The following is a 24,564-nucleotide window of genomic DNA, read 5'->3' as shown; positions in this document are numbered from 1 at the left end:
ACAAGCTGTCCTAGTAGCGATGGCACATTGGCGATTATTGGGAACACACCTCAAAACACTGGAGAAACTGGTCGTTGGGAAATAGTAGGAGCCAATAATGCAGGTGTTGTAATTAATTTTCCAAACCTTGCAACCTCAACAATAACCTTACCTGCAACAAGCTGTGGAGTAACAACGCTTCAATGGGTTATTGAAGGACCAGAATTTGCACCCGGACAACGTTGCAGAACAACATCACAAATTACTGTTACAAATTATGGAGGGTTTAAACCGGTAACGGCAGGACCAGATCAAACCTTGAGCAATTGTTACACTACTACTCAGTCAACAAATCTTATAGGATCTTATGGCGGATGCGGGCTTAATGGCCAAAATGGTCAATGGACATTTGTTTCAGGACCGAATACGCCGACAATAGCCAATCCTAATGCAAATAATACAGGCATTTCAAATCTAGTTGAAGGAACTTATACCTTTAGATGGACCGTTACTGGAGGTTGTGCATCTGGCAATGATCTGGTTGTAATTACTGTACCTCCTGCAACTCAAGATGTAACGCAGCTGCCGGGCGGAGATGAGAATATATACTTTTGCGACAATACAATAAATCAAGTAACTCTTGTTGCGCAAACACCTTTATATGCTGGCGAAACTGTTGCGTGGACGCAGATCGAAGGAGATACTGGAGCAGTAATTGTTTCGCCTACAAATCCTACTACTTTAGTAACCAATATTTCTTCAACAGGAGGTCCATACCGATTCCGCTATACACTTACAAACAACAATACAGGCTGTATTTTTACCAAAGATTATGTGGTACAATATAATGGGCCAACGCGAACAATAGTTGCTAATAATGGAGATGATATTGTAGGAAGCTGTAATGCAACAGTATTTACTATTCCGCTAGCGGTTACAGGAACAGGATCCAATCAATACCGAATTGTAAGCGGACCAGTTCTCTCGCCACTTGGGCCATTTCCTACAGCTTTGCAAGACACTGGAAATTCTTTAACATTAACACTTACTGCACCAGGCGACTACACCGTTGAATTTATTAGAAGACAAACAGGAGCATTAACTGTAGAATGCGATTATGGTTTTGACACTATAAATGTTTTGGTTTCTGGTGAACCTACACCATCTAATGCTGGAACAGACGTTAGTTTGCCTTGCGGTGATACTTCAACCATTCTATCTGGAGTCATTACAGACGACGGCTTGCATTTTTGGAGTCAGTTGAGTGGTCCAAATACAGCCATAGTTGCTGATAATTTTGCTGTTGACACACAAGTAAGTGGTCTTATTTCGGGAACTTATGTTTTTCAATATATTACAAAAGGTGGTGGTGCCACCTGTGGATTTTCAGTTTCTACTGTAACTGTATATGTTTCCGATACCACTATTAATAACGTTGATGCCGGTCAAGATCAGTTAGTCTGTGCAAATTCGCAGGTTCCGCTTGCCGCCATTCAGCCAGATCCAGGTGAAATTGGGACATGGAGCCAAGTTTCAGGGCCTGATACGATTACATTTTCGAATGTCAATGATCCAAATGCTATTGCAAGTGGTTTTCTCACCCCTTCTTCAACCTATGAATTGCAATGGAGTGTTGCTTATTTACATCCGGGGCCTTCTTGCGGTTCAGCGGTTACAGATAATGTAATCATCCAAACCAGCAACCTTCTAGCTCCAACACCATCTGATGCGGGGCCAGATGCTTGTTATACTTCTGGAACCACAACTTTTAACCTTAGTGGTAATACACCAATACCCACTGAAATTGGCACTTGGACTGTAGTTCCGTCAGCTGGAGTTGTTTTTGCTGAGGAAACTGATCCTAATACTTCAGTTACAGTTCCAGGAAACGGAACTTACGTATTTACTTGGACAATTATTTCGAGATTTAGAACTTGTCTTCCAAGTGAAAGCAGTGTCTCGGTAACTGTTGCTGAAACACCTCCTGCAGCAAATGCTGGTCCTGATCAGGAAATTTGCGGTAATACCATAACAATGGCTGCAACTCAAAGTGGAGGATCTACAGGTACCTGGACCAGAATTTCTGGAGTTGGAAATTATACTATTAGCGATATACATGACCCCAATGCGGTCTTTACATTTAATTACAGCGGTTATTATATATTTAGATGGACAGTTGATGCGAACATTTGCGGTCAAGCTTTCGATGATATTAATTTGACAGTTGGTATTCCACCTCATCAGGCGGTAGCTGGTCCAGATCAAAATGTCTGCAATAGCACTACGGTTACAATGGCAGGAAGTACATATGACAGCTTTTTTGAATTAGGACAATGGTCTGTACTAACCGGTGCTCCAAATCAGCCAACAATTGTTGATCCTTCTGATCCAAATACTGCAATTAATGGTCTTATAGCGGGTACATATACTTTTAGATGGACCGTAACTGCAAAAAGTATCTTTTTGTGCCAAGGCACTTTTGATGATGTTGTCGTAATTGTAGATACACCTGCTGATGCAGGAAGTAACCAAACCTATTGTGATGTCACAAGTGTAGAACTTATGGCAGGTGAAAACTCAAAAGGAACATGGGCACTTACTAGTACAACCGGAAACCCAAATGATGTCACAATTACACAATCTAAGGTAAACAGTTATATTGCAAATGCGACTGTAGTTCCTGGAAATGATTATGTATTCACTTTTACAACTATTCCTACTACATTTCCAAATGGTGCTACTTGCGCCGGAACGTCAGATTCTGTAAACATAACCATTTTCAGTGGTGCAAGCATTGACCCAAATGCAGGACCTGATCAAACTTTATGTATTAGTGATGTTTCAGGAACTGCGACTATGACTGGAAATATGCCACCTCCGGATGTTACTACAGCCGAATGGCGTTTTGTTTATCAGCCGTCAGGAAGTGTTGCTGTAATAACTACTCCATCGGCACCATTAACAACCGTTACAAACTTGACAGTTCCGGGACTTTATATTCTTGAATGGGTATTTCAAAGTAATAATTGCCGATCGCTGTCTGACATTGTTCGAATAGAAATGAATGCACCGCCAAGTACCGCAAATGCAGGGCCTGATGATACTGTAGCATGTCAGACAACTTATAAAACTGCCGCTGTGCCTCCTACTGTTGGTATTGGAACATGGACATTTATATCTCAACCTCCTGGCGGAACTGCTGTAATTGACAATCCTAATAGTCCGGTTACTACCTTATCGAATATAAATGTTTTAGGTGCTTACACATTACAATGGACTGTCACGAATGGACCTTTTACAAGCCCATCTTTATGTCAACCATCGTCGGATACTGTTACCATAACCTTCAATGATACACCACCGTCTATCGCAAATGCAGGACCAGATCAGGAACTTTGTAATGTAACAACCGCTACTATGGCCGCTACTCCTGTTACCTCTGGTTTAGGTACTTGGACGATGGTTTCTGGGCCAAATACAGCAAATATAGCATCGCCAAATAATGCTAATTCATTAATGCTAGGATTAATACCTGGAACTTATGAATTTCTTTGGACTACTACGACGCAAAATAATAATGGTTGTACTTCACAAGATTCTGTTCTTGTGACCATATATCAAAATCCATCAACAGCTGATGCAGGACCAAATCAAATTGTTCCTCAATTCTCGCCTATCAATTTAAATGCTGTTACGCCAACCATCGGTACCGGATCTTGGACACAAACTGGAGGACCAAGCACAATAGGCTTCACAGATCCTACAAGTCCTACAACAGCCGTGACCGGAACTATTCCTGGAATTTATACCCTGCAATGGAATGTAACCAATGGAAATTGTGCTGTTTCATCAGACACCATGAACCTTACCATATTGGCAGTTGCAGATCTTGAATTGACCAAAACAGTAACACCAACAACAGGAAGCGTTGGTGATATAGTAACTTTCAATATAAATGTCTTTAACAATAATGCCCAAGGAGGTGCTGTTACAGCAACTAACGTTGCAGTACGCGATTATATTCCGTTAGGATTTGTGATTGTGCCTGGATCTGTAAATGCTGCAGGACAGTACAATGTTGGAGATAATACAGTTACTTGGACTGGATTAACAATTCCGAGTGGCAGTATATTAAATTTAACTTTTAAAGCAACGATTAGAGCTGGTGGATCTTATGTGAATTCTGCTGAAGTTATTGCTTCAGATCAATTTGATCCTGACAGTACTCCAAATAATGGTATCTCAACTGAAGATGATCAGGATAGTGCAACAGTGATTCTTGATGTAGCAGATTTATCGCTTCAAAAAACAGTTTCTCCTACTTCTGTAAGTATTAATGATAATGTTATTTTCACTATTAGAGTGACCAATAGCGGTCCTAACAATGCAACAGGAATAACAGTTTCAGATCAATTACCTCCAGGATACACTTATGTAAGCGACAATGGAGCCGGAAAATACAATAACACTACAGGAATTTGGAATGTTGGCAATCTTAATAACGGTAACTCTCTTGCCTTGCAAATTACGGCGAAAGTAAATGTAGCAACTACTGCTAATTATGTCAATACTGCCGAAATACAAACAGCGCATCAATTTGATCCCGACAGCACTCCCGGCAATGGATTGCCAGAAGATGATAGAGCAAGTGCAAATATTACTTTAAAATCAGCCGATTTAGAATTGACTAAATCAGTTACGCCTACAAGTGGTGCTTCAGGAGATCAAGTAGATTTTACACTCACAATTCTCAATAAAGGTCCGGGAAATGCTACCGGAATTAATGTACAGGATGTTATACCACAAGGATTTACTTTAATTCCTGGATCTGTATCAAATGGAGGGTTTTATAATATTGCTAATACCACTCTCACATGGCAAAACTTAACGTTAGCAAATGGAGGAACTTTAAATTTAACTTTTAGAGCCATTGTAAATCCTTTAGGAGGCTATTTAAATATTGCACAAATTACAGCCAGCGATCTGCCTGATCCAGATAGTACACCTAATAATGATGACGGTGATCAAAGTGAAGATGATGAATCAAATGCTCCTTTTACCTTTATTGGACCTACTGCAGATTTATCACTAGTTAAAAATGTGGTTACAGGAAATACAAGTCCAGTAGTTGGAAGTCAGGTTTCATTTGAACTTGTTATTACTAATGATGGTCCAAATAGTACAAGCGGGGTTTTAATAAAAGATTTATTGCCATCCGGCTACGAATTTGTAAATTACAGTTCATCAGCTGGTTTATACACTTTTACCACGGGAATTTGGAATGTTGGTACTATTGATCCTGGCAATTCAGAAGAGCTTATTATCGATGCAAAGGTACTTCCAACGGGCGATTATAAAAATATTGCCGAAGTTACAGCAAGTAGTCTGCCAGATCCCGATTCTACACCAAATAATGACGATGGCGATCAAAGCGAGGATGACGAAGATAGTGTTGTGCTTACACCAGTGTTGCCTCTTGCCGATTTATCGCTAACAAAAGAAGTAAGCAATGCAACACCACTAGTGGGTTCAATTGTTACTTTTAAAATTATAACCACCAACAGTGGTCCTCAAGATGCATCATTTGTTACCGTTACTGATTTGCTTCCGTCTGGCTATACCTTTTTCAATTTCAATGCAACCAGCGGTACCTATGACAGCACTACCGGAATATGGTCATTGGACATCTTAAGGAACACCGAATCTGAAACTTTGCAAATAAACGCTTATGTAAACGCTACTGGAGATCATACTAATGTAGTCGAAATAACAAACAGCGATACACTTGATCCTGACTCAACTCCTAATAATGGTGTTGTAACTGAAGATGATTATGCAACGGCAACCACTGTTCCTGTTCTGCAATCATCAGATTTATCTCTAACAAAAACGGTAAATACGACAACGCCAATCATTGGCTCTGAAGTCACATTTGAAATTATTGTAACCAATAGTGGTCCGCAAGATAATACTGGCATACAAGTAACCGATTTACTTCCTTCAGGCTACACCTTTACGGGATATCGAATATCTACAGGAACTTATGATTCGACTACAGGTATTTGGAATGTTGGTAGTTTACCTAATGGAAATTCTCAAACACTTCAATTACTTGCTACTGTAAATCCTACCGGAAATTACACAAACACTGCAGAAGTAACCGCAAGTGTTCTACCAGATCCTGATTCAACTCCAAATAATGGCATTACAACAGAAGATGATTACGCAGAAGCTACTGTTACTCCGATAGCTAAATCGGCAGATTTATCGGTAACAAAAACAGTTAACAACCCAACACCTCTAGTTGGAGGCTTATCACTTTTAAAATTATAGCCACAAACGACGGTCCACAGGATGCTGGTGCGGTTGAGGTAACAGATTTGCTTCCGTCTGGTTATACTTTTTTAAATTTCAATGCGACAAGCGGTACATATGACAGCACTACAGGTATTTGGTCATTAAATATCCTAAGAAACACGCAATCTGAAACCTTGCAAATAAATGCCTATGTAAACGCTACTGGAGATTACACTAATATTGTTGAAATCACAAACAGCGATACGATTGATCCAGATTCTACTCCAAATAACGGTGTTACAACAGAAGATGACTATGCAACAGCAACAACAGTTCCTGTTCTTCAGTCTGCTGATTTATCAATTACTAAAACTGTAAATAATGCTACTCCTTTAGTAGGTTCACAAGTTACCTTTAGTATCCAAGTTAGCAATGCAGGTCCGCAGGCAACAACCGGAGTGACTGTAACAGACATTCTTCCGTCTGGATATACATACGTTTCATACAGCGCAACTGCCGGAAGTTATGATTCAACAACAGGATTATGGACTTTAGGTTCTTTACCAAACGCCACTTCGCATACCTTGCAGCTAACAGCAACAGTAAATGCTTCTGGAGATTATACTAATAGCACTGAAGTAACAGCAAGTGATCTACCTGATCCTGATTCTACTCCAAATAATGGTGTTACAACTGAAGATGACTACGCAACTGCAACCATTACTCCTACAGCGCAATCTTCTGATTTATCGTTAACTAAAACGGTTAGTGATTCATCACCTGTTGTCAATACAGAAATTACTTTTGAAATTATTGTAAAAAATGATGGCCCTCAAAACAATACTGGTGTTCAAGTAACTGATTTACTCCCTGCAGCATTTACTTTTACCAGATACACAGTGTCAACAGGAACTTATGATCCAGTAACAGGCTTATGGAACATTGGTAATTTAGCAACTGGTCAATCAGAGACTTTGCAAATTGCTGCAATAGCAAGTGCCATAGGAAACTTCGTTAACAGAGCTGAAGTTACTGCTGCTGATCTTGCTGATCCAGATTCAACTCCTAATAACGGAGCCAATTTAGAAGATGATTATGCAATTGCACTAGTCGGAACAAGAGCAGAAACACCACCCCCACCTCCAGTTTCTGATTTATCTCTGACAAAAACTGTAAATAACACAACTCCATTGGTAGGTTCACAAGTTACTTTTGAAATAGTAATAAGCAATGGCGGAAAAGATGATAATAAAAATGTTCAAGTTACAGATTTGCTTCCATCGGGTTATACTTTCTCAGGATATACAGTTTCAACAGGAACTTATACACCAGCAACAGGTTTATGGACAGTTGGTGACATCATTAATGGAAAATCCGAAACGCTTCAAATTACTGCTACAGTAAATGCAACAGGAGATTATCTTAATATTGCTGAAATAACTGCCGCTGATTTTGAGGATCCTGATTCAACGCCAAATAATGGTATTACAACCGAGGATGATTATGCAACGGCGATAGTTACGCCTACAAGTCAGGCATCTGATTTATCTTTGACTAAAACAGTTAATAATGCAACACCATTAGTAGGTTCTTCAGTTATTTTTGAAATTATAGTCACTAATAATGGTCCACAAGATAACAGTGGAGTTCAGGTCACTGATTTGCTTCCTACAGGTTATACTTTTACCGGATTCAACATTTCAACCGGAACGTACAATTCAACAACAGGATTATGGACGCTAGGCAATTTGGTTAACGGAAAATCGGAAACGTTGCAAATCGTAGCAACCGTAAATGCAACTGGAAATTATCTTAATATTGCTGAGGTGACTGCTGCTAGTCTTCCAGATCCTGATTCTACTCCAAATAATGGAGTTGCAACAGAAGATGATTATGCTACTGCCTCAACAACTCCAAATCCTCAGTCAGCTAATTTATCATTGACCAAAACAGTAAATAATCCAGCTCCGCTGATAGGCACTTCTGTTACTTTTGAAGTTGTAATAACCAATAGTGGCCCTCAAAACACTGCAGGAGTCGAGGTAACCGATTTATTACCTACAGGATACACTTTTAACAGTTACACGGCTACTAAGGGAACTTATAACAGAACTACTGGAAAATGGACTATTGGTTCTTTAATAAATGGTGATTCTCAAACTTTGCAGATTACAGCAACAGTAAATCCTAATGGTCAATATATTAATACAGCTGAAGTTACAGCAAGTAATCTGCCAGATCCAAATTCAACTCCAAACAATGGGATTGTCACAGAAGATGATTATGCAGTCGCAACCGTTATTCCAATTGCTCCTATTGCCGATCTATCTCTTACAAAATTTGTTGTTGGAGGTAATTTAAGTCCAATATTTGGTGCAACGGTAACATTTGAGATCACAGTAAAAAACAGCGGTCCTCACACTGCTACTGGAGTAACTGTAAAAGATATACTACCAAGCGGTTTTGAATATGTTGTTTATAGCTCAACAACTGGACAATATGCTAATTCAACCGGGATATGGAATATTGGTACAATTCCAAATGGAGAATCAGAAACTTTATTAATAGGCGTTAAGGTAAATAGAACTGGAAATTACAATAATATTGCAGAAATCAATACTTCAAATGAACATGATCCTGACAGTACGCCAAATAACAATGTAGCGGGAGAAGATGATCAGGATTCACAATTAATTACACCTGTACCCGCAGTAACCGATCTTTCGATAGAGAAAAATGTCGTTGGCAACAACCTTACTCCTGCCATTGGGTCACAAATTGCATTTACTATTACTGTTACTAATGATGGTCCAAGTACATCAACTGGTGTAACTATTAAAGATATCCTACCATCTGGTTATCAGTACCTGTTTTACAATTCAACATCCGGAAGCTATGATGCTTCAACCGGAATATGGACGCCGGGAACTATTTTATCAGGAAATAGTCATACTTTATTGATAAATGCAATTGTTAAAGCGCCAACTGGTACTGCAGACGAATACTTAAATACAGCTGAAATAATGACTTCAGATCAATTTGATCCCGACAGTACTCCTGGAAACGGCGTCATCACTGAAGATGATTATGACAGTATTTTTGTAACGCCTGTCATTGTAATGGCTGATTTATCACTTACTAAAACGGCATTGAATGCCAATGCAACTTATGATGTTGGTGCAACTGTTATTTTCACCGTTACGGTTAAAAATGATGGTCCTGCAAATGCAAGCGGTGTATCTGTTAAAGATTTATTGCCTCCTGGATTCAAATATTTAACCAGTGCTCCTACCAGCGGTCTTTACAACTATATTACTGGTGTGTGGAATGTAGGTATTGTTACTGCAGGCAACGATGAATCGCTGGATATCTATACAACCGTAAATCCTCCAAGTGGTGTTGCGGGCGAATATACAAATACAACTGAAATCATTGCAAGTAATCTCCCTGATCCTGACTCTACTCCAAATAATGGCATTACAACAGAAGATGATTATGCAAGTCTTCAAATTAATGTAGCAGTTGCCGATTTAAGTTTAGAAAAAACAGTAAGCAACAAAAATGCAAATGTAAATGAAGTAATTACCTTCACTTTACAGCTTAATAATGAAGGGCCAAGTACTGCGACTGGAGTTAATGTTGATGATATAATTCCGTTAGGATATCGAAATATTACCAATATCAGCAATGGAGGAATTTTCAGCAACAACACTATAAAATGGGCTGGTTTGACTGTTCCTGTAGGCGGTGTTACACTTACTTATCAAGTTACAGTTGCAAATCCTAAAGGTCTTGATCACGATGATTATCTAAACATGGCTCAGGTAACAGCCTCTAATCAATTTGATCCTGACAGTAAACCGAACAATGACAACGGTGATCAGAGCGAAGATGATGAAGATTCTGAATTCATAAATATTCCGTCAACTGATATCGCAATAAACAAAGAAGTTGATAAAACAGATGTTGCCATGTACAGCAACGTAATCTTTACCGTTACAGCTGAAAACCTAGGAAATTTAGCCGCAACAAATGTTGAGGTTAAAGATTTGTTGCCAAAAGGATATGAATTCCAATCTGCCAATGCAACTTCTGGAACTTATGACAGTACAACCGGAATTTGGAAAATTCCAAATGTTGCGCCAAAAGGTCTTCAAACACTGACTCTAAATGTAAAAGTTGTTGATGTTAAAGATTATCTGAATATCGCACAACTGGTTTCAATGGATCAAATTGATACCAATGCATCTAATAACCAAGACAGTGCAACGGTACAGCCAAATTGCTTGAAAATTTGGAATGAATTTTCACCAAATGACGACGGCCAAAATGATACTTTCTATATTGATTGTATTACACAATATCCGGATAATCAACTATCCATATTTAACCGTTGGGGTAATATCGTTTACTATAAAAAAGGATACGACAACACTTGGGATGGTAAAGAAGAAGGATCTGCCAAAACACTTCCGGAAGGAACCTATTTCTACATTCTGGATCTAGGAGATGGTTCTCCCAAAACTTCTGGCTGGCTATATTTAAAATATTAGGATAACCAAAATAATTGGCTATGATTAAAGATATAAAAAAGGTTTTTACAGTAATTACAACGCTTTCTGTATTTGGAGCTTATGCGCAGCAAGAACCGCAGTATACGCAGTATATGTATAATACACTCACGGTAAACTCAGCTTATGCTGGATCGTTGGGACATTTAGCTATAACAGGGTTGTACAGAACGCAATGGGTTGGTCTTGACGGAGCGCCAACAACGCAATCTTTTACCCTTGACACACCAATCGCTAAAAATGTAGGTCTTGGCTTGTCTGTCATTAACGAAGAAATCGGTCCTTCAGAAGAACAATTCATTGATGCCAATTTTTCTTATACTATTCAATCTGGTCAAACGCATAAATTGTCTTTTGGTGTAAAAGGTGGCGGACGCGTTTTGAATATCGATTGGACAAAAGGTAGTCATCGTGATCCTGATGTCGTGTTTCGTGAAAACATAACCAATAAATTTGTACCAGTAGTTGGAGCTGGATTATACTGGCATGGCGAACGCGATTATATTGGGTTATCAATTCCAAATTTTCTGACTAGAGAACGATACAATTATGATGATATTGCTGATGATCTAGTAAACGAAAGAATGCACTTGTATCTAATTGGAGGAATTGTATTTGATCTTTCGGCTCATACAAAATTCAAGCCTGCAATGCTAGTAAAATATGTATCTGGTGCTCCTCTTATTGCCGATTTTTCAGCCAATTTCCTGTTTAACGATGTTATTACTCTCGGTGCTTCTTATCGTACGTCCGATTCGGTTAGTGCAATGGCAGCTTTACAAATTGCTCCTCAATTTACTGTGGGTTACGCTTATGATTATACAACAACAGAATTGCAGAACTATAATAGCGGAACACATGAAATTATGCTTCGATTTGAATTAGTATCACGCAAAAAAGGATTAAAATCTCCAAGATTCTTTTAATACTGACCTATATGAAAAGAACAACTACTATACTTGTATTGCTTGCCATTCAAATGGTTAATTCGCAAACTAAGAACAAAGCGGCCGATGCTCTTTTTGATAAAATGTACTATATAGATGCAGCAAAGTCGTATGAAATGTCTATTAATAGTGGAGATGTTTCTAAAGAGATTCTGCAACGCACTGGCGACGCCTATTATTTCAATACACAAATGGAAAATGCCAGCAAATACTACAGCAAACTGCTCGCCGATTATCCAACTGAAGTTTCTGCGGAATATTATTTCCGTTACGCACAGTCATTGCAGGGAATTCAAAATTATGAATTGGCAAAAAAATGGATGAAAAACTTCTCTGAAAAACAAAAATCATCGGATTCCAGAGGGCAAAATTTTTCGCTAAAAACAGTAACACTTGAAGATATCAAAAAGCTGAAACCACAGTTTTTACTTGAAAACCTCGAAATTAATTCGCCGTACTCTGATATTGGGCCAATGTTTTACAAAGGCGATTTAGTGTATTCGACAACAGTAGATTCCTCCTATTTAAAAACAAATAAATATGGATGGAACGATCAGCCCTATTTAAATATGCAACTTGGTAAAATAAGTCCGCAACAGACAAATGTGAGTTTTAAAGAGCGTTTTGGAAAAGAAATTACAACTCAATATCACGAAGCCTGTGTTGCCTTTTCGCCAGACGAACAAACCATTTATTTTACGCGAAACAACTATAACGGAAAACTTAAAAGAGACAGCAAAGGGGTAAATAATTTAAAAATTTATTCGGCTACTGCTGTCGAAAGCGACAATGGATCTGTGAAATGGAAAAATGTAAAAGAACTTCCTTTTAACAGTGATAATTATTCAGTTGGACAGCCAACAGTTAGCAAAGACGGTAAAAAACTTTATTTTGTTTCTGATATGCCTGGAACAATTGGTGGAGCTGATATTTTTGTAGTTGATATTTTAGGCAAAGATCAATATTCGAACCCAAAAAATCTTGGCCCAAAAATCAACACCAGCGGACGCGAAATGTTTCCGTATATAACAGATAAAGCGCTTTACTTTGCTTCTGATGGATTTTTAGGACTTGGTGGCCTTGATGTTTTTGAAAGCCGTTTGAACAATGAAGTTTTTGATGAGCCTGTCAATCTTGGTGCACCGTTAAACAGCAGTATGGACGATTTTGGCTATATCGTAAACGAAAAAACCAATAAAGGTTTTGTTTGTTCGAACAGAAAAACAGGCAAAGGCGACGATGATATTTATTCTTTCGAAAGAAGCTGTGTACAATCGATAGACGGTTATGTATTTGATGCTATTTCAAACAAAAATATTGCAGGTGCGATTGTAACGCTTAAAAACAATGAAAATCAAAAATTGCAAGAAACCGTTTCCAGAATTGATGGAAAATTTGAATTTGAAGAAAATATCGACTGTAAAACTTCCTATACAATTGAAGCCGCAAAAGATAATTTCACCACCAGCACAAAAGCAATTGTGACGCCAGAAAATTCAGGCATTACTCAAGTTCCCATTGGGCTTGATCCTGCTCTTATCGAACGCAAAGATGGTTTGCTGAAAATCAAAATCGGAATTATCTTTTTTGATCTCAATAAATCAGAAGTTCGTTATGATGCGGCAATCGAATTGAATAAAGTCGTTTTATTAATGAGCCAATACCCTACTGTTGTCATTAAAATAGAATCTCATACTGATTCCCGTGCCAATGATCAATACAACCTCGAACTTTCAGACCGAAGAGCAAAAGCTACTCGAGATTATATTATTTCGCAGGGAATTGCACCAGAACGTATAGAAAGCGCAATGGGTTATGGCGAAACTCAGTTGGTCAACAATTGTTCAAACGGAGTTCCGTGTACTGAGGCGCAACATCAAATGAACAGACGAAGCGAATTTATCATCACTAAAATGTAGTTTCAACCTCTAAAATCTCTTTGCAAAAAAAATTTGAATCACGTGTTGTAGTACAATGATTATCAGTGTAGTTATTTTCTTTCAGTGTTGCAATTTGTTTTGTTTTTTAACATATAAACAGGTATTTATACCTATTTCTAACTGTAACTTAAATTCTACTTTTGAGCACCAAAAAACTAACCAACCAGCTCAAATCTATGATTTCAGATTTCTTTGAAACTAATAATTATTTTGTGGACAAAAAAAATGGCTTTCAGGAAAGCTGTCATATTTACAACGAAAAAAGAGAAAGAATCGGCCGAATTAAACAAAAATTCAGTTTAATTCAAAAAGTACTTCCAACTATTATTGGCAAATCAATACTTCCTTTTAATATTGAAATTCGAAGTGCAAATGGTGGTTTAGAAGCTACTATTTCAAAAAGAGGCAGTTTCTTAAAATCTGAAATTGTAATTCATGATGCTAATGGAAAAAAAATTGGAGCAATAAATCCAAATTTCAGCTTTTCTAAACCTGAATTTAAAATTCTAAACACTTCCAATCACGTAATTGCAGAAATCTGTGATCCCTGGAAAAAATCCAATTTTATCATTAATGATTCTTCCGAAAACCAAATTGGATCAATAAACAACAATTGGAACGGAACTATGAAAAACATTGCTCCATCAACAGACAGCTACAGAATAAGTGTAATGCTAAATTATGCTAAGGATGAAGAAAAGATAGCTATTTTGTCTAGTGCCATTGTTCTCAATATGTGCTTTTTAAATTAGAAAAATAGCTTTTAGCCAAGGAAATTAAAATTCTGACATAACTCTTCTGGCTTAGTTATTTTTCCATTATAAAAACCATTTCAGTTCAAAAAAAGCCAAACTATCAATAACCTAAAATTGGTTTAAAAGGCAATAAATGCTTTAATTACTTGTTTATACATAAAGAGATAAACAAATTAATTTAAAGAGTATATGCATTTATTACAATTGAAAAATAGAATAGGATTTTTGACTTTAATTCTTGTAATCGGTATTTCGATTCAAGGATATGCGCAAAAAGAACTGGATAACAAATACAAGCCAATTCCGGCGAAAACTCCAAAAACAAAAGAAGTTGTTCCGCCAAAAGAAGAAGCTCCAAAAGTTAATCCGCCTGCGCCTGTTGAAAAACCAGATCCTTCTAAAATTGATCCTAAAGAATTATTTAAGGATACCAATTTGTATAAAACACCAGCAAATGTAGAAGGCATTTTTTACAGACAAAATCAATTTTTAGGAAGCTTTAAAACATCAACTTATACTTCAACAATTCGTTATCGCGACGCTGCTTTTGTAGATGGCGATAAAATTAAAGTATATTTAAACGATAAGATAATTGAGCCCGAAGTTACAATGAATGGAGAATATCAAGGTTTTAAAATAACATTGGTTCCAGGAATTAATAAAATTGATTTTGAAGCTTTAAACGAAGGATCAGCTTCACCAAATACAGCCGAATTTCAAGTATATGACGACAAAGGCGCTGTAATTGAATCCAGTCAATGGAATGTTGGAACTGGCTATAAAGCTACGATTGTTTTGTATAAAGAGTAACTTAAATACGGCTTCAATATTGTCATTTCGACGAAGGAGAAATCTTCGCAAGAAACTCTACAAAGATTGGATTTTCGTTGTGGAGCTACTCGCGAAGATTTCTCCTTCGTCGAAATGACAAAATCTTTGAGATTTTGGTTTTATACTAATTCAAAACAAACTTATTCTAAAGATTCAGGAACTTCTAAAGGATCAACAATTGGCTCTTGATTATCATTAACCCAAGCAATGAACAATTTATAACCAATTGAAAAAACGATTGGCCCAACAAACAACCCTATAAAGCCTGACATAATAAATCCGCCTATAACGCCAAGGAAAATAACAAGCATTGGCACGAGCGCTCCTTTACCCAATAAAAGTGGTTTCAAAACATTATCAGATAATCCGCTGATGATGAAAAATATCGTCCAGAAAATCGCGTAGCCTGAATCGCCTGTTGAGAATAAATAAACAATTACACCAATATTAATAATGATTGGCCCAATCTGTAAAATCGAAAATATCAGGCATATTAAAGTCAGAATTCCGGCATATGGAATATCGGCTAAAAACAATCCGATGGCCTGAATAATAGTCTGAATCACGGCAACGCCTAATATTCCTTTTACAACTTGGTAAATCGTTGAAACAGAAATGGTCATGATTTCATCTGCTTCATTTCCTGCAATTTTTCTAAGGAATTTCATAGCAAAAACTTTGGCGCCAGGTGTCACTAACAAAATACCAGCAATAATAACCGATAAGATAAACTGCAAAAACGCCGCACCAGAACTTAAAATGCTTCCCATAATTTTTGTCGAAAACTCTTTTATCTGATCTTGGTATTTAATTACACCCTGCTCTAAATCTGTTGACATCGCAAGCAAAAATTCATACAAAGGTTTCCCTATTATCGGCCACTCCTTTATAGATTGTCCGGGAGGCGAAATTTTAAGAGTGCCATTATCAAAACTGCTTTTCAGTTCTAAAAAATTAGCTGTTGCCGCTTTTAGAAAATAAATCAAAGGCACTAACATAATAGCAATTATTACAATCGTAATGATTACTGAAGCCAATGTTTTTCGGCCTTTTAATACTTTTTGCAGAAAATCAAATAAAGGAAGAAATACCACTGAAAGTATTACCGCCCAAAGAATCGGCATAAAAAAAGGCAACAGTAATTTTAGACAAAATCCTACAATAAGGAAAATGAAAAACAACTGTAAAATAGTATCAAAGAGCTCTTTGCGTTTAGTAGAATTTGATGTTTCCATGTTTATTTTGATTTAGATATGATTGGTTTAATTTGATTATTCTTGCTTACTCATAGAAAAATTGGCATCTGAAACTAATCTTCCTATTAAGATTACGGGGTATAAAACTCCAGTGAGAACTTCAATCTGGACTAAAGAACGCGCCAAAGGATGCAACGGCACTATTTCGCCAAAACCCGTCGAAGTAATGCTGATATAACTGAAATACATAAAACTGGCCTGATCGCTATTGATTTCAAATTTAGATTCGACTATATTAAAAGAACCTTCAATATGTCTAAAAAGAAATAAATACAAGGTGCACCAAAGATGAACTAGAAGCATATAAACTACAACTGAGCCTATAATACGATAAGTTGTAACGGGTCCCGGCTCTAAAACTTTTCTTAAAACCAAAGTAATCAAGAGTCCCATGACCGCGATAGTCAAAAAGAGGTCGGCAAATAAAATAATGATGTTTCGGTTGAAATAATCAATCCACTGAATGATGACAAACAGAATGGGAATAATTGAAATTACAAACGCCTGCTTTTTATGTTTTGAAAGCGAAAAAATTCCCGCAAACAAAAAAAGCATCCAAAAAATATTGAGTCCGACCATAAAACGCGGATAACTTCCAAAAAATGGAATGGCAATAAAATGCATAATAAAAAGCAAGATAAGCATGCCTCCCAGCCCGCTTTCTTTAGCCCAGAGATTATATAAAAGGCGATTGTTTTTTGCTCTCATAATTAATCGTTTTATTTCAAATGCTTTAGAAACTTAAATTGGTATTGGCTCTACTTCTACTTTTCCTATTGGCCTGCGCCAAAGTTTGAAGAGAAGAATAATAAAAATGGGCATAAAACAAATTGCAGACATGACAAGATAAACATCTTTATAGGCTAATAATATGGAAGCTTGCGACGTCTGATTCGAAAGACTTTTTTCGGCTTTTTTTTGTGCCTCAGCATCGGATAATCCCATGTATAAGAATTTCTTTTTTGAGTTAACCAATTGATTTTCTGCCATTTTATTCACTTCTGTCAATTGCTGGCTTAATCCTGTTTTATGCTGCACATTCATATTCGAAATAAATGTTCCTAAAATAGCTCCTCCTAAAAGTGAAGCAAATACAGCCTGCGCGATAATACCGCTCATCATTCTTGAAGTGCTTAATTGTGGTGGCACGCCTTCTGAAATATATAATAAGGAAACAGGAAAGAGAAATCCCATTCCGATGCCTTTAAAAACCAAGGGCAGAAAAAAATCAGAGGAATCAATTCCAGGATAAAATCTAAAAAAGAGAACGATATGATATATTCCGTAGCAAGCAAAACCTATAATCCAGATGGTTGCCAGATAAATTCGTTTATATAAAAGATAGGTTGAAATGGGAATTGACAAACACAAACCAAACAATAATGCCAAATGTGTCAACGCATTAAGCACAGGATCAAACCCTAAAACGTTTGTCATATAACCTGTTACTACGCTTCCGGTGCCATTCAGTATTCCGATGTAAAACATCAAAAAAGCGCCAATAACCACATTTTTATATTTATAAACATCTGGATCAATAATGGGTTCAGCTGTAAATCGGACATGCAGTAAATATATTCCCATTGTTATAAAGAGAAATCCAATTGCCAAACAGATTTTTGGATCACTTAACCAATTTCTGGTCTGTCCTTCGGCACATAAAAAGAGAATAATAATAAAAAATAAAATCATGATTATCCATCCTCTCCAATCAAATTGAAATTTTTGTTTCATTGGAGCAACATCGGCTTTATAAAAAAACCAAGCCAAAATAATACCGATCAAAAAGTTGACATTTAGAAAGTAAATTCCGAAAGTCCAATTATGAAAACTCGTAAAATGAGTCCCAAAATATTGATACAGATGCTGGCTCCCTTTTTGAATAAATTGCAGAATGCCGTACAGCAATGCCATATTAAAAACAGGATTGTATTTTAATAAAATGGGAACCATCGAAGCAAATATTCCAATGACAGAAATAATGGCCAAAAGGGATCTAAAAAAAACAAACCACTCGATACTTGATACAAATAGCAAAGCTGTATTAAACAAAAGAGACAAAAAACTGACGGACAAAATCATAGTCCTGATCTTGATTTGCTTTCCTAATTTTAATCCTAAAGGCATAAAGGCAAGCATCGCAAAAATGGGAATATAAATGGAATATGTAAAAACGGTTGTCGAAGCTCCAAAATGTCCCATTATCTGCAAATTATCATAAGCTGTGACATTCAGGCCATTAAAAAAAGGAATGGTTAGGATATAAAGTCCTAAAAGGGTAAAAATGCTTCCTTTTTTTCCTGCAATCATCTGTTATTTTTTTACGTCGACTGTTACATTCATTCCTGGTCTAACATCCCGCAAGTCTTTTGCGGAATTTTCAAATTCGATTCTTACTGGAATCCGTTGTGTGATTTTCACAAAGTTTCCTGTCGAATTATCCGGTTCAACCATCGAAAACTTGGCTCCAGTTGCTGGCGAAAATCCAGTTACTTTTCCTTTGAACTCTTTCCCGTCGAGCGCATCGATTGTAATGGTAACTTCTTGTCCGGGTTTTATTTTTTCGATCTGGGTTTCTTTGAAATTCGCCGAAATCCATAATTTTTCGCTTAGAACAATTGTGGCTACAGTTTGATTGGTGTTAATTAATTCTCCAATAGACAAATTGCGTTCTCCCACATATCCGTCACCGGGTGCAAATACAATTGTATAGGACAATTGAAGTCTTGCCGCATCTAAATCTGCTTTTTTACGAGCTACTGTTGCTCTGGCCGCTTCGAGGTTAATACTGCTTTGCTTGGTTACCGAAGTGCTTGCTTCCAAACTTTTTTGACCGGCTTTTACATACGCCTCTTCCGATTTCAATTTAGAAATTACCTGATCATATTGGTTTCTAGTCACGGCCGAATCAGCATACATGTTTTTAAAGCGTTGATAATCTTTTTGTGCTTTTTCAAGACTCGCCATATCACCCGCCAATTTCTCTTTCCCAGATGCTTGATTGGATGCTGATGTGGTAATATTTTGTTCCAATGAATGAAGATTCCCTTCGGCTATATCCAAATCTGCTTCGGCCTGCATTACTTTTATAAAATACTCCGCATCATCAAGAACTACGAGCGTATCTCCTTTATGAACAAATTGATTGGCCTCAAACTTAATTTCTTTAATATGGCCAGTCGCTCTTGCTGCCACACTGTTGATATAGGCTTCAACCTGAGCATTATTCGTTGTTTCGTAAGTATTAAAATCAAAAAACAAACTCAAAATCCACAAACTGCCTGCAATCAAAAAAACAAAAGACAGCACAGTAAGAATGGTATTTCTTTTTTTATCTTTTTGAAGGGCTTCGTTTTCTGTATTTTCTTCGCTCATAATCTTTTATATTAAAGTTTTCCCATTGCATATTGCAGCGAATAATATTGAATTATTAAATCGAGATTGGCATTCACCAATGAAATTCGGGAGTTGTTCAGCTGTAATTCGGCATCAACTATTTCGCTGATTAATGCAAAATCATTATCGTAGCGGCTTTTTACAATTTTATAATTGCTCATAGACAGCTCAACATCTTTTTTATAAGTTTTAATATTTTCTTTGCTTTCGGCATATCGTACATAGGCATTTTTTACCTCTGTGCTTATCTGATCTTTAGTTACCTGCAAAGCAATATTGCTTTTATCAATTTCCAATCTATCGCCAGAAATGCGGTGTTTTAAATTATAAAAACTTGAAACATCCCAATTCAATGAAACGCCTGCTGCCCAATAATTAAGAAGATTGACATAATTTGGCCATTGTGCAGGATATTCGGTGTTCAAAATCAGGTTGGCATTTATATTAGGCATAAAACCGCTTTTGGTCAAACTCAAAGACGATTCAGATAATTTGATTTTAATTTCGGCACGCTTTATTTCTTCTCTGTTTTGATACGCTTCGGCTAAACTTTCCTGCAGATTTAGGTTTTCTGTCGGAAGCATACTTTCTGCTACTACTGGTTTTAAAATGGTATTTGTTGGAAAACCAATCAAAATATCCAGATAATTGCTGATCAATTGTATTGTATTTGTACTTCTAAAAACAGACACTTTAAAATTTGACTGTTGCAATTCTGTTCTTAAAAGATCACTTTTGATATTTTGTCCATTATTGACACGCGATTGTAACTGTCTGATTCGCAGATCCGTGTTGATAATATTTTGCTTTGTTACTTCAATTTGGCGGTACAATTTTTCGAGTGTAAAATATTGCTCTGTAATGGCATTTTTTACATCGGCTTCTGTCATTTTTACGACAGATTGTTGCATTTGGCTTAAAAGTTCCTGCTGATCGATTCGTTTGTTGATGGCGCTACCGGCGTAAATTGGCAATGACGAAATAATATTGGCGAAAGCCTGATGATTATAATAATCTACAGAAATATTGCTCTCATAAAAACCTTCATAAATTTTAGGATCGCCTATATAGGTATAACCTCCGTTGACACCTATACGTGGCATTTTTGCAATTTTGGCCTGACCGACATTTTCATTGGCAATGGCCAAATCAGTATTAGCAATTTTAAGCTGGCGATTGTTCTGAATTCCTAAAATAATTGCCTCATCAAGCTTTAGTATTTTTGCAGTTCCAAGACTGTCCTGTTGCCCAAAACTTATATGGACACAACTGAAGATTAAAGCCCAAAACTTTAATTTAAAATCTCTTAACTGAAAATAATTCATTGACTTTTAAATTTTTAAACTTTATAGCTGCACATTGCTTTTGTCTGAATAATGAAAATTTAAAACTTGGAAATTCTACTTTTAGTAAATAAATGTAAAGAATTCTTAATCAGAAAATTGGACGAACTTGTTTCATATTATAAAATGAAACACTTTAAACCGCATTGAAGTGTCTTAAAAAATAAATACATTTTAACTTAGATGATAAACAAGGCTTTTTCCTAATTTTATCTCAATCTACTATGTATAAAAATTCAATATATGCGCTGTTGCTTTTGGTTACTTTTGGTTCATTGGCACAATCAAAATCAACCGACAGCACTTCAACAGCAAAGACTCCCACTAAGAATATTGATTTTAACGTCATGCCTTACATCAGCTACAACAGGACTATGGATTTTATGTTTGGTGCTATCCCAATGATGATGTACAAAACAAATAAAGCCGATACAATTTCGCCAAAATCATTATCTGGTATTTCTGCTATTTATACTACTAACAAATCTTATTTTGTATGTTCTTTCAATAAATGGCATTTTAATGAAGACAAATGGCGCGCACAGCTTTTTATCATGACTGGAAATCAAAACGCACAATTTTTTATGGATGATTTTGACTCTGGTGATTTTTATGATTACGGAACCAAAACAAATTTGATCAGTGTAAGCGGACTTCGAAAAATATTCAAATCCTTCTACGGCGGACTTGGTTATTCATACGCACATTATGACACTACTTATCAAGATGATATTCAGCCTGCCTCTACTTCTCACACAAATGGTTTGCAAGTCATTGCGCTTTATGATACCAGAGATGCTGTTTATTATCCTACAACGGGCAATAAAATAAGAGCAAGATGGATTAGTTATCCTGAATGGTTTGGCAATGATGTCAATGCCAATAAAATTATCTCAGAGTATAATACTTATTTTCCGATGCGTAATAAGACTGATGTTCTTGCGGCACGTTTTTCAGGCAAATTCGGATTAGGAGATATTGCATTTGAACAACAAGTAACGATTGGCAATGATGACATCAGAGGTTATTCTGAAGGAAAATATCGTGGTGATGGTCTTATGGCTTTACAAGGCGAATACAGATATAATTTTCATAAAAGAATGGGAGTTGTTGGTTTTGCCGGCGTAGCCACTATTTATGGTTCAGATACGCCAAGTTTTGACTGGAAATTATATCCCGGAGCTGGCGTTGGCTATCGTTACAGAGCTTTTAAAAATGAAAAATTCAACGTTGGTCTTGACGGTGCTGTGGGAAAAGGCGATTGGGGAATTTATTTTAGAATTGGCGAAGCTTTTTAAAACTTGCAAATAATTTTTTTATCACATGTTTTCGTAAACAACCACACAAACCGAAACAAAAAATCCAATTACGGTATAAACTCCCGCCGATTTATGTCCGTGTTCATAAGCCTCTGGAATCATTGAATTTGCAAGCATCATTAATATTGCACCGCCTGCAAAAGCCTGAATAAAAGAAAGCCATTCGTTTGAGGCATCTCCAAAAACAGAATAGCCTGCCAAAGAAGCCAAAGCACACAAAAGCGTAATAAATACCCAGAGCAATATTATTTTTTTATTGCTCCAATTTCCTTTTTTCATTCCAGATGATCCCGCAATTGCTTCGGGCAAATTTGAAATAAAAACGGCAACCAGCATCGCTAAACTTCCTGTTTGATGTTTAAAAAAACCTAGCCCGATAATAATTGATTCTGGAATTCCGTCAAGTATGATCGCTAAAACCATTGGAACAATTAAACTTGATTCTTTTGCTGCACCGATTTTCAACCTGTTTTTAGCACCAAAATGACCAATAAGTCGGTCTGCCCCATAAAATAATAAGGCGCCACTAAAAAAACCAAAAGTGGGATAATTGCTCCCTCTGCCTAGTTTTACGGCTTCGAAAACTAATTCGTAAGAAATGGCCGAAATCAAAGTTCCCGCTCCAAATCCCATAATTTTTCCGATGAGGCTGTTGCTTAAATTAAATCGAATAGCAATTATACCTCCCAGAACTAAGGAAGATGTTGCTAATAACCCAAATAAAAAAGCATCCAGCATATAAATATTTTAAAACAGCTTTATAGGTTTTATTAAACCATAAATAATAAAACCTATTCGGCCATCATTAACTAAACCAATTATAAAAAATATGAAACCAATTTTCGTTTCAATCAGAACTTAATATTCTAAGAATATTTTTTGGAGTTCGTCCAATTTTCTAGGCTTAAGCAGTGCCACTGTCAATAGGATTCTAGACTTTTGCGGATTTAATCCATACGATGCAATAAGCCCTAATTCATCATCATTGCATTCAACGTTACGTCCCACAATTCCTGTTGCAACGCGCGAACTTCTTACTACGATAATTCCTTTTTTGCTGGCTCTTGCGCAAGCATCAAGCGATTCTTTATTCATATTTCCATTTCCAACTCCGGCAATTACAATTCCTTTAGCGCCTCTTTCAATTGATGCATCTATCAAATCGGCTTTCATATCAGCATCAGCATAAATAATATCAACACGTGGAAAAGCTGTAACACCTTTCACATCAAATTCAGAAGTTTTTCCATATTTCTGATCAGGATAATGGTAAAAATCATTTATTCCATAAGAAGTTGTTCCTATAAGTCCGCGTATAGGCGACATAAAAGTCTGAACAGCTGTAGTGCTTACTTTTGTCAATGCCTGAGCCGAATGAATCCAGTCGTTCATTACTAAAAGTACACCATGACCTTTTGCTTTTGGGTCAGCCGCTACCGCGATTGCATTATATAAATTCAAAGGTCCGTCAGCACTAATTGCTGTTGAAGGGCGCATTGATCCAACGAGTACAACAGGTTTATCTGTTTTTACAACAAGATTTAAAAAATAAGCTGTTTCTTCCATAGTGTCAGTTCCATGTGTAATCACAAAACCATCGTAATCTTTACTGGATGCCAATTCATTAATTCTGTTGGCTACTTTTAGCATAATCTCAAACGACATGTCTTGAGATCCAACATTTGCAACCTGTTCTCCTTTAATATCTGCCAATTTTAATGCGTCTGGAACAGCATTTACCATGGCATCAATAGTAACCTGACCCGATGTATATCCTGATTGTACGCCGGTTTTAGCTGCTCCGGCAATTGTTCCTCCAGTTGCCAATATAAGAACTTTAGGTTTTGCCTGTCCAAACATACTGATGCTAAGCGATAACAATAGCAACAAAAGAATTTTCTTAGAAAATGATAAGTTTAATTTCATAATT

14 protein-coding genes are annotated in these 24,564 nt (G+C 36.7%); 7 read left to right on the top strand and 7 right to left on the bottom strand.

All coding sequences use genetic code 11. The features are described from left to right. Positions 1-27: 27 nt before the first annotated feature. The 6 genes from RB619_RS04255 (at position 28) to RB619_RS04230 (ending at position 15,299) form a co-directional block, all read left to right on the top strand. Complete coding sequence (locus RB619_RS04255; protein WP_308094587.1) at positions 28-6,312, top strand: hypothetical protein; 6,285 nt, start codon at positions 28-30, stop codon at positions 6,310-6,312. Continuing rightward, positions 6,294-10,829 carry a gliding motility-associated C-terminal domain-containing protein gene (locus RB619_RS04250; protein ID WP_308094722.1) on the top strand — a complete coding sequence of 1,512 codons (4,536 nt, stop codon included), beginning with the start codon at positions 6,294-6,296 and terminating at the stop codon, positions 10,827-10,829. Before RB619_RS04255 ends, RB619_RS04250 begins: the two co-directional genes overlap by 19 nt. A 20-nt stretch (positions 10,830-10,849) precedes the next feature. Then, entirely contained in the window at positions 10,850-11,773 is a 924-nt protein-coding gene (locus RB619_RS04245) for a type IX secretion system membrane protein PorP/SprF (protein WP_308094584.1), read from the top strand. Positions 11,774-11,784: 11 nt separating this feature from the next. Beyond that, positions 11,785-13,713: an OmpA family protein gene (locus tag RB619_RS04240; RefSeq protein WP_308094582.1), complete on the top strand. Its 1,929-nt coding sequence runs from the start codon at positions 11,785-11,787 to the stop codon at positions 13,711-13,713. Between the two features lie 197 nt (positions 13,714-13,910). Further along, entirely contained in the window at positions 13,911-14,486 is a 576-nt protein-coding gene (locus RB619_RS04235; protein WP_308094580.1) for a phospholipid scramblase-related protein, read from the top strand. A gap of 192 nt (positions 14,487-14,678) precedes the next feature. Further along, positions 14,679-15,299, top strand: coding sequence for a hypothetical protein (locus RB619_RS04230; RefSeq protein WP_308094578.1), 621 nt, complete (start codon positions 14,679-14,681; stop codon positions 15,297-15,299). Between the two features lie 161 nt (positions 15,300-15,460). On the opposite strand, the gene RB619_RS04225 is transcribed toward RB619_RS04230, so the two are convergent. The 5 genes from RB619_RS04225 to RB619_RS04205 are packed head-to-tail and all read right to left on the bottom strand — an operon-like array spanning position 15,461 to position 21,297. Continuing rightward, on the bottom strand, positions 15,461-16,555 hold the full coding sequence (locus RB619_RS04225; protein WP_308094576.1) for an AI-2E family transporter: 1,095 nt from the start codon (positions 16,553-16,555) through the stop codon (positions 15,461-15,463). Positions 16,556-16,591: 36 nt separating this feature from the next. Continuing rightward, positions 16,592-17,284 (bottom strand): ion channel, encoded by a 693-nt coding sequence (locus tag RB619_RS04220; RefSeq protein WP_308094574.1) that lies wholly within the window; start codon positions 17,282-17,284, stop codon positions 16,592-16,594. 33 nt (positions 17,285-17,317) lie between these two features. Next, on the bottom strand, positions 17,318-18,886 hold the full coding sequence (locus RB619_RS04215; RefSeq protein ID WP_308094572.1) for an MFS transporter: 1,569 nt from the start codon (positions 18,884-18,886) through the stop codon (positions 17,318-17,320). 3 nt (positions 18,887-18,889) lie between these two features. Beyond that, positions 18,890-19,951 (bottom strand): HlyD family secretion protein, encoded by a 1,062-nt coding sequence (locus RB619_RS04210; RefSeq protein WP_308094570.1) that lies wholly within the window; start codon positions 19,949-19,951, stop codon positions 18,890-18,892. Between the two features lie 11 nt (positions 19,952-19,962). After that, positions 19,963-21,297, bottom strand: coding sequence for a TolC family protein (locus RB619_RS04205; protein WP_308094568.1), 1,335 nt, complete (start codon positions 21,295-21,297; stop codon positions 19,963-19,965). Positions 21,298-21,539: 242 nt separating this feature from the next. Between RB619_RS04205 and RB619_RS04200 the strand changes: the two genes are divergently transcribed. Next, positions 21,540-22,613, top strand: coding sequence for a BamA/TamA family outer membrane protein (locus RB619_RS04200; protein WP_308094566.1), 1,074 nt, complete (start codon positions 21,540-21,542; stop codon positions 22,611-22,613). A 21-nt stretch (positions 22,614-22,634) separates the two neighbouring features. Here the strand turns inward: RB619_RS04200 and RB619_RS04195 are convergent, their stop codons facing one another. Both RB619_RS04195 and RB619_RS04190 read right to left on the bottom strand, forming a co-directional pair. Then, the gene (locus RB619_RS04195; RefSeq protein ID WP_308094564.1) at positions 22,635-23,372 is read right to left on the bottom strand and encodes a hypothetical protein; all 738 of its coding nucleotides are present in this window, start codon (positions 23,370-23,372) and stop codon (positions 22,635-22,637) included. A gap of 120 nt (positions 23,373-23,492) precedes the next feature. After that, positions 23,493-24,560 carry a type II asparaginase gene (locus RB619_RS04190; RefSeq protein WP_308094562.1) on the bottom strand — a complete coding sequence of 356 codons (1,068 nt, stop codon included), beginning with the start codon at positions 24,558-24,560 and terminating at the stop codon, positions 23,493-23,495. Between the last annotated feature and the right edge of the window lie 4 nt (positions 24,561-24,564).

It is taken from the genome of Flavobacterium sp. LHD-80 (assembly GCF_030929605.1).
GTDB lineage: Bacteria > Bacteroidota > Bacteroidia > Flavobacteriales > Flavobacteriaceae > Flavobacterium.
Note: the sequence above shows the minus strand (reverse complement) of the source record. Positions and strands in the feature narration are given on the sequence as shown.

Coding starts and splice junctions, on each gene's coding strand:
- RB619_RS04245 (WP_308094584.1), top strand. CDS start 10,850: ATGATTAAAGATATAAAAAAGGTTTTTACAGTAATTACAACGCTTTCT.
- RB619_RS04240 (WP_308094582.1), top strand. CDS start 11,785: ATGAAAAGAACAACTACTATACTTGTATTGCTTGCCATTCAAATGGTT.
- RB619_RS04235 (WP_308094580.1), top strand. CDS start 13,911: ATGATTTCAGATTTCTTTGAAACTAATAATTATTTTGTGGACAAAAAA.
- RB619_RS04230 (WP_308094578.1), top strand. CDS start 14,679: ATGCATTTATTACAATTGAAAAATAGAATAGGATTTTTGACTTTAATT.
- RB619_RS04225 (WP_308094576.1), bottom strand. CDS start 16,555: ATGGAAACATCAAATTCTACTAAACGCAAAGAGCTCTTTGATACTATT.
- RB619_RS04220 (WP_308094574.1), bottom strand. CDS start 17,284: ATGAGAGCAAAAAACAATCGCCTTTTATATAATCTCTGGGCTAAAGAA.
- RB619_RS04215 (WP_308094572.1), bottom strand. CDS start 18,886: ATGATTGCAGGAAAAAAAGGAAGCATTTTTACCCTTTTAGGACTTTAT.
- RB619_RS04210 (WP_308094570.1), bottom strand. CDS start 19,951: ATGAGCGAAGAAAATACAGAAAACGAAGCCCTTCAAAAAGATAAAAAA.
- RB619_RS04205 (WP_308094568.1), bottom strand. CDS start 21,297: ATGAATTATTTTCAGTTAAGAGATTTTAAATTAAAGTTTTGGGCTTTA.
- RB619_RS04200 (WP_308094566.1), top strand. CDS start 21,540: ATGTATAAAAATTCAATATATGCGCTGTTGCTTTTGGTTACTTTTGGT.
- RB619_RS04195 (WP_308094564.1), bottom strand. CDS start 23,372: ATGCTGGATGCTTTTTTATTTGGGTTATTAGCAACATCTTCCTTAGTT.
- RB619_RS04190 (WP_308094562.1), bottom strand. CDS start 24,560: ATGAAATTAAACTTATCATTTTCTAAGAAAATTCTTTTGTTGCTATTG.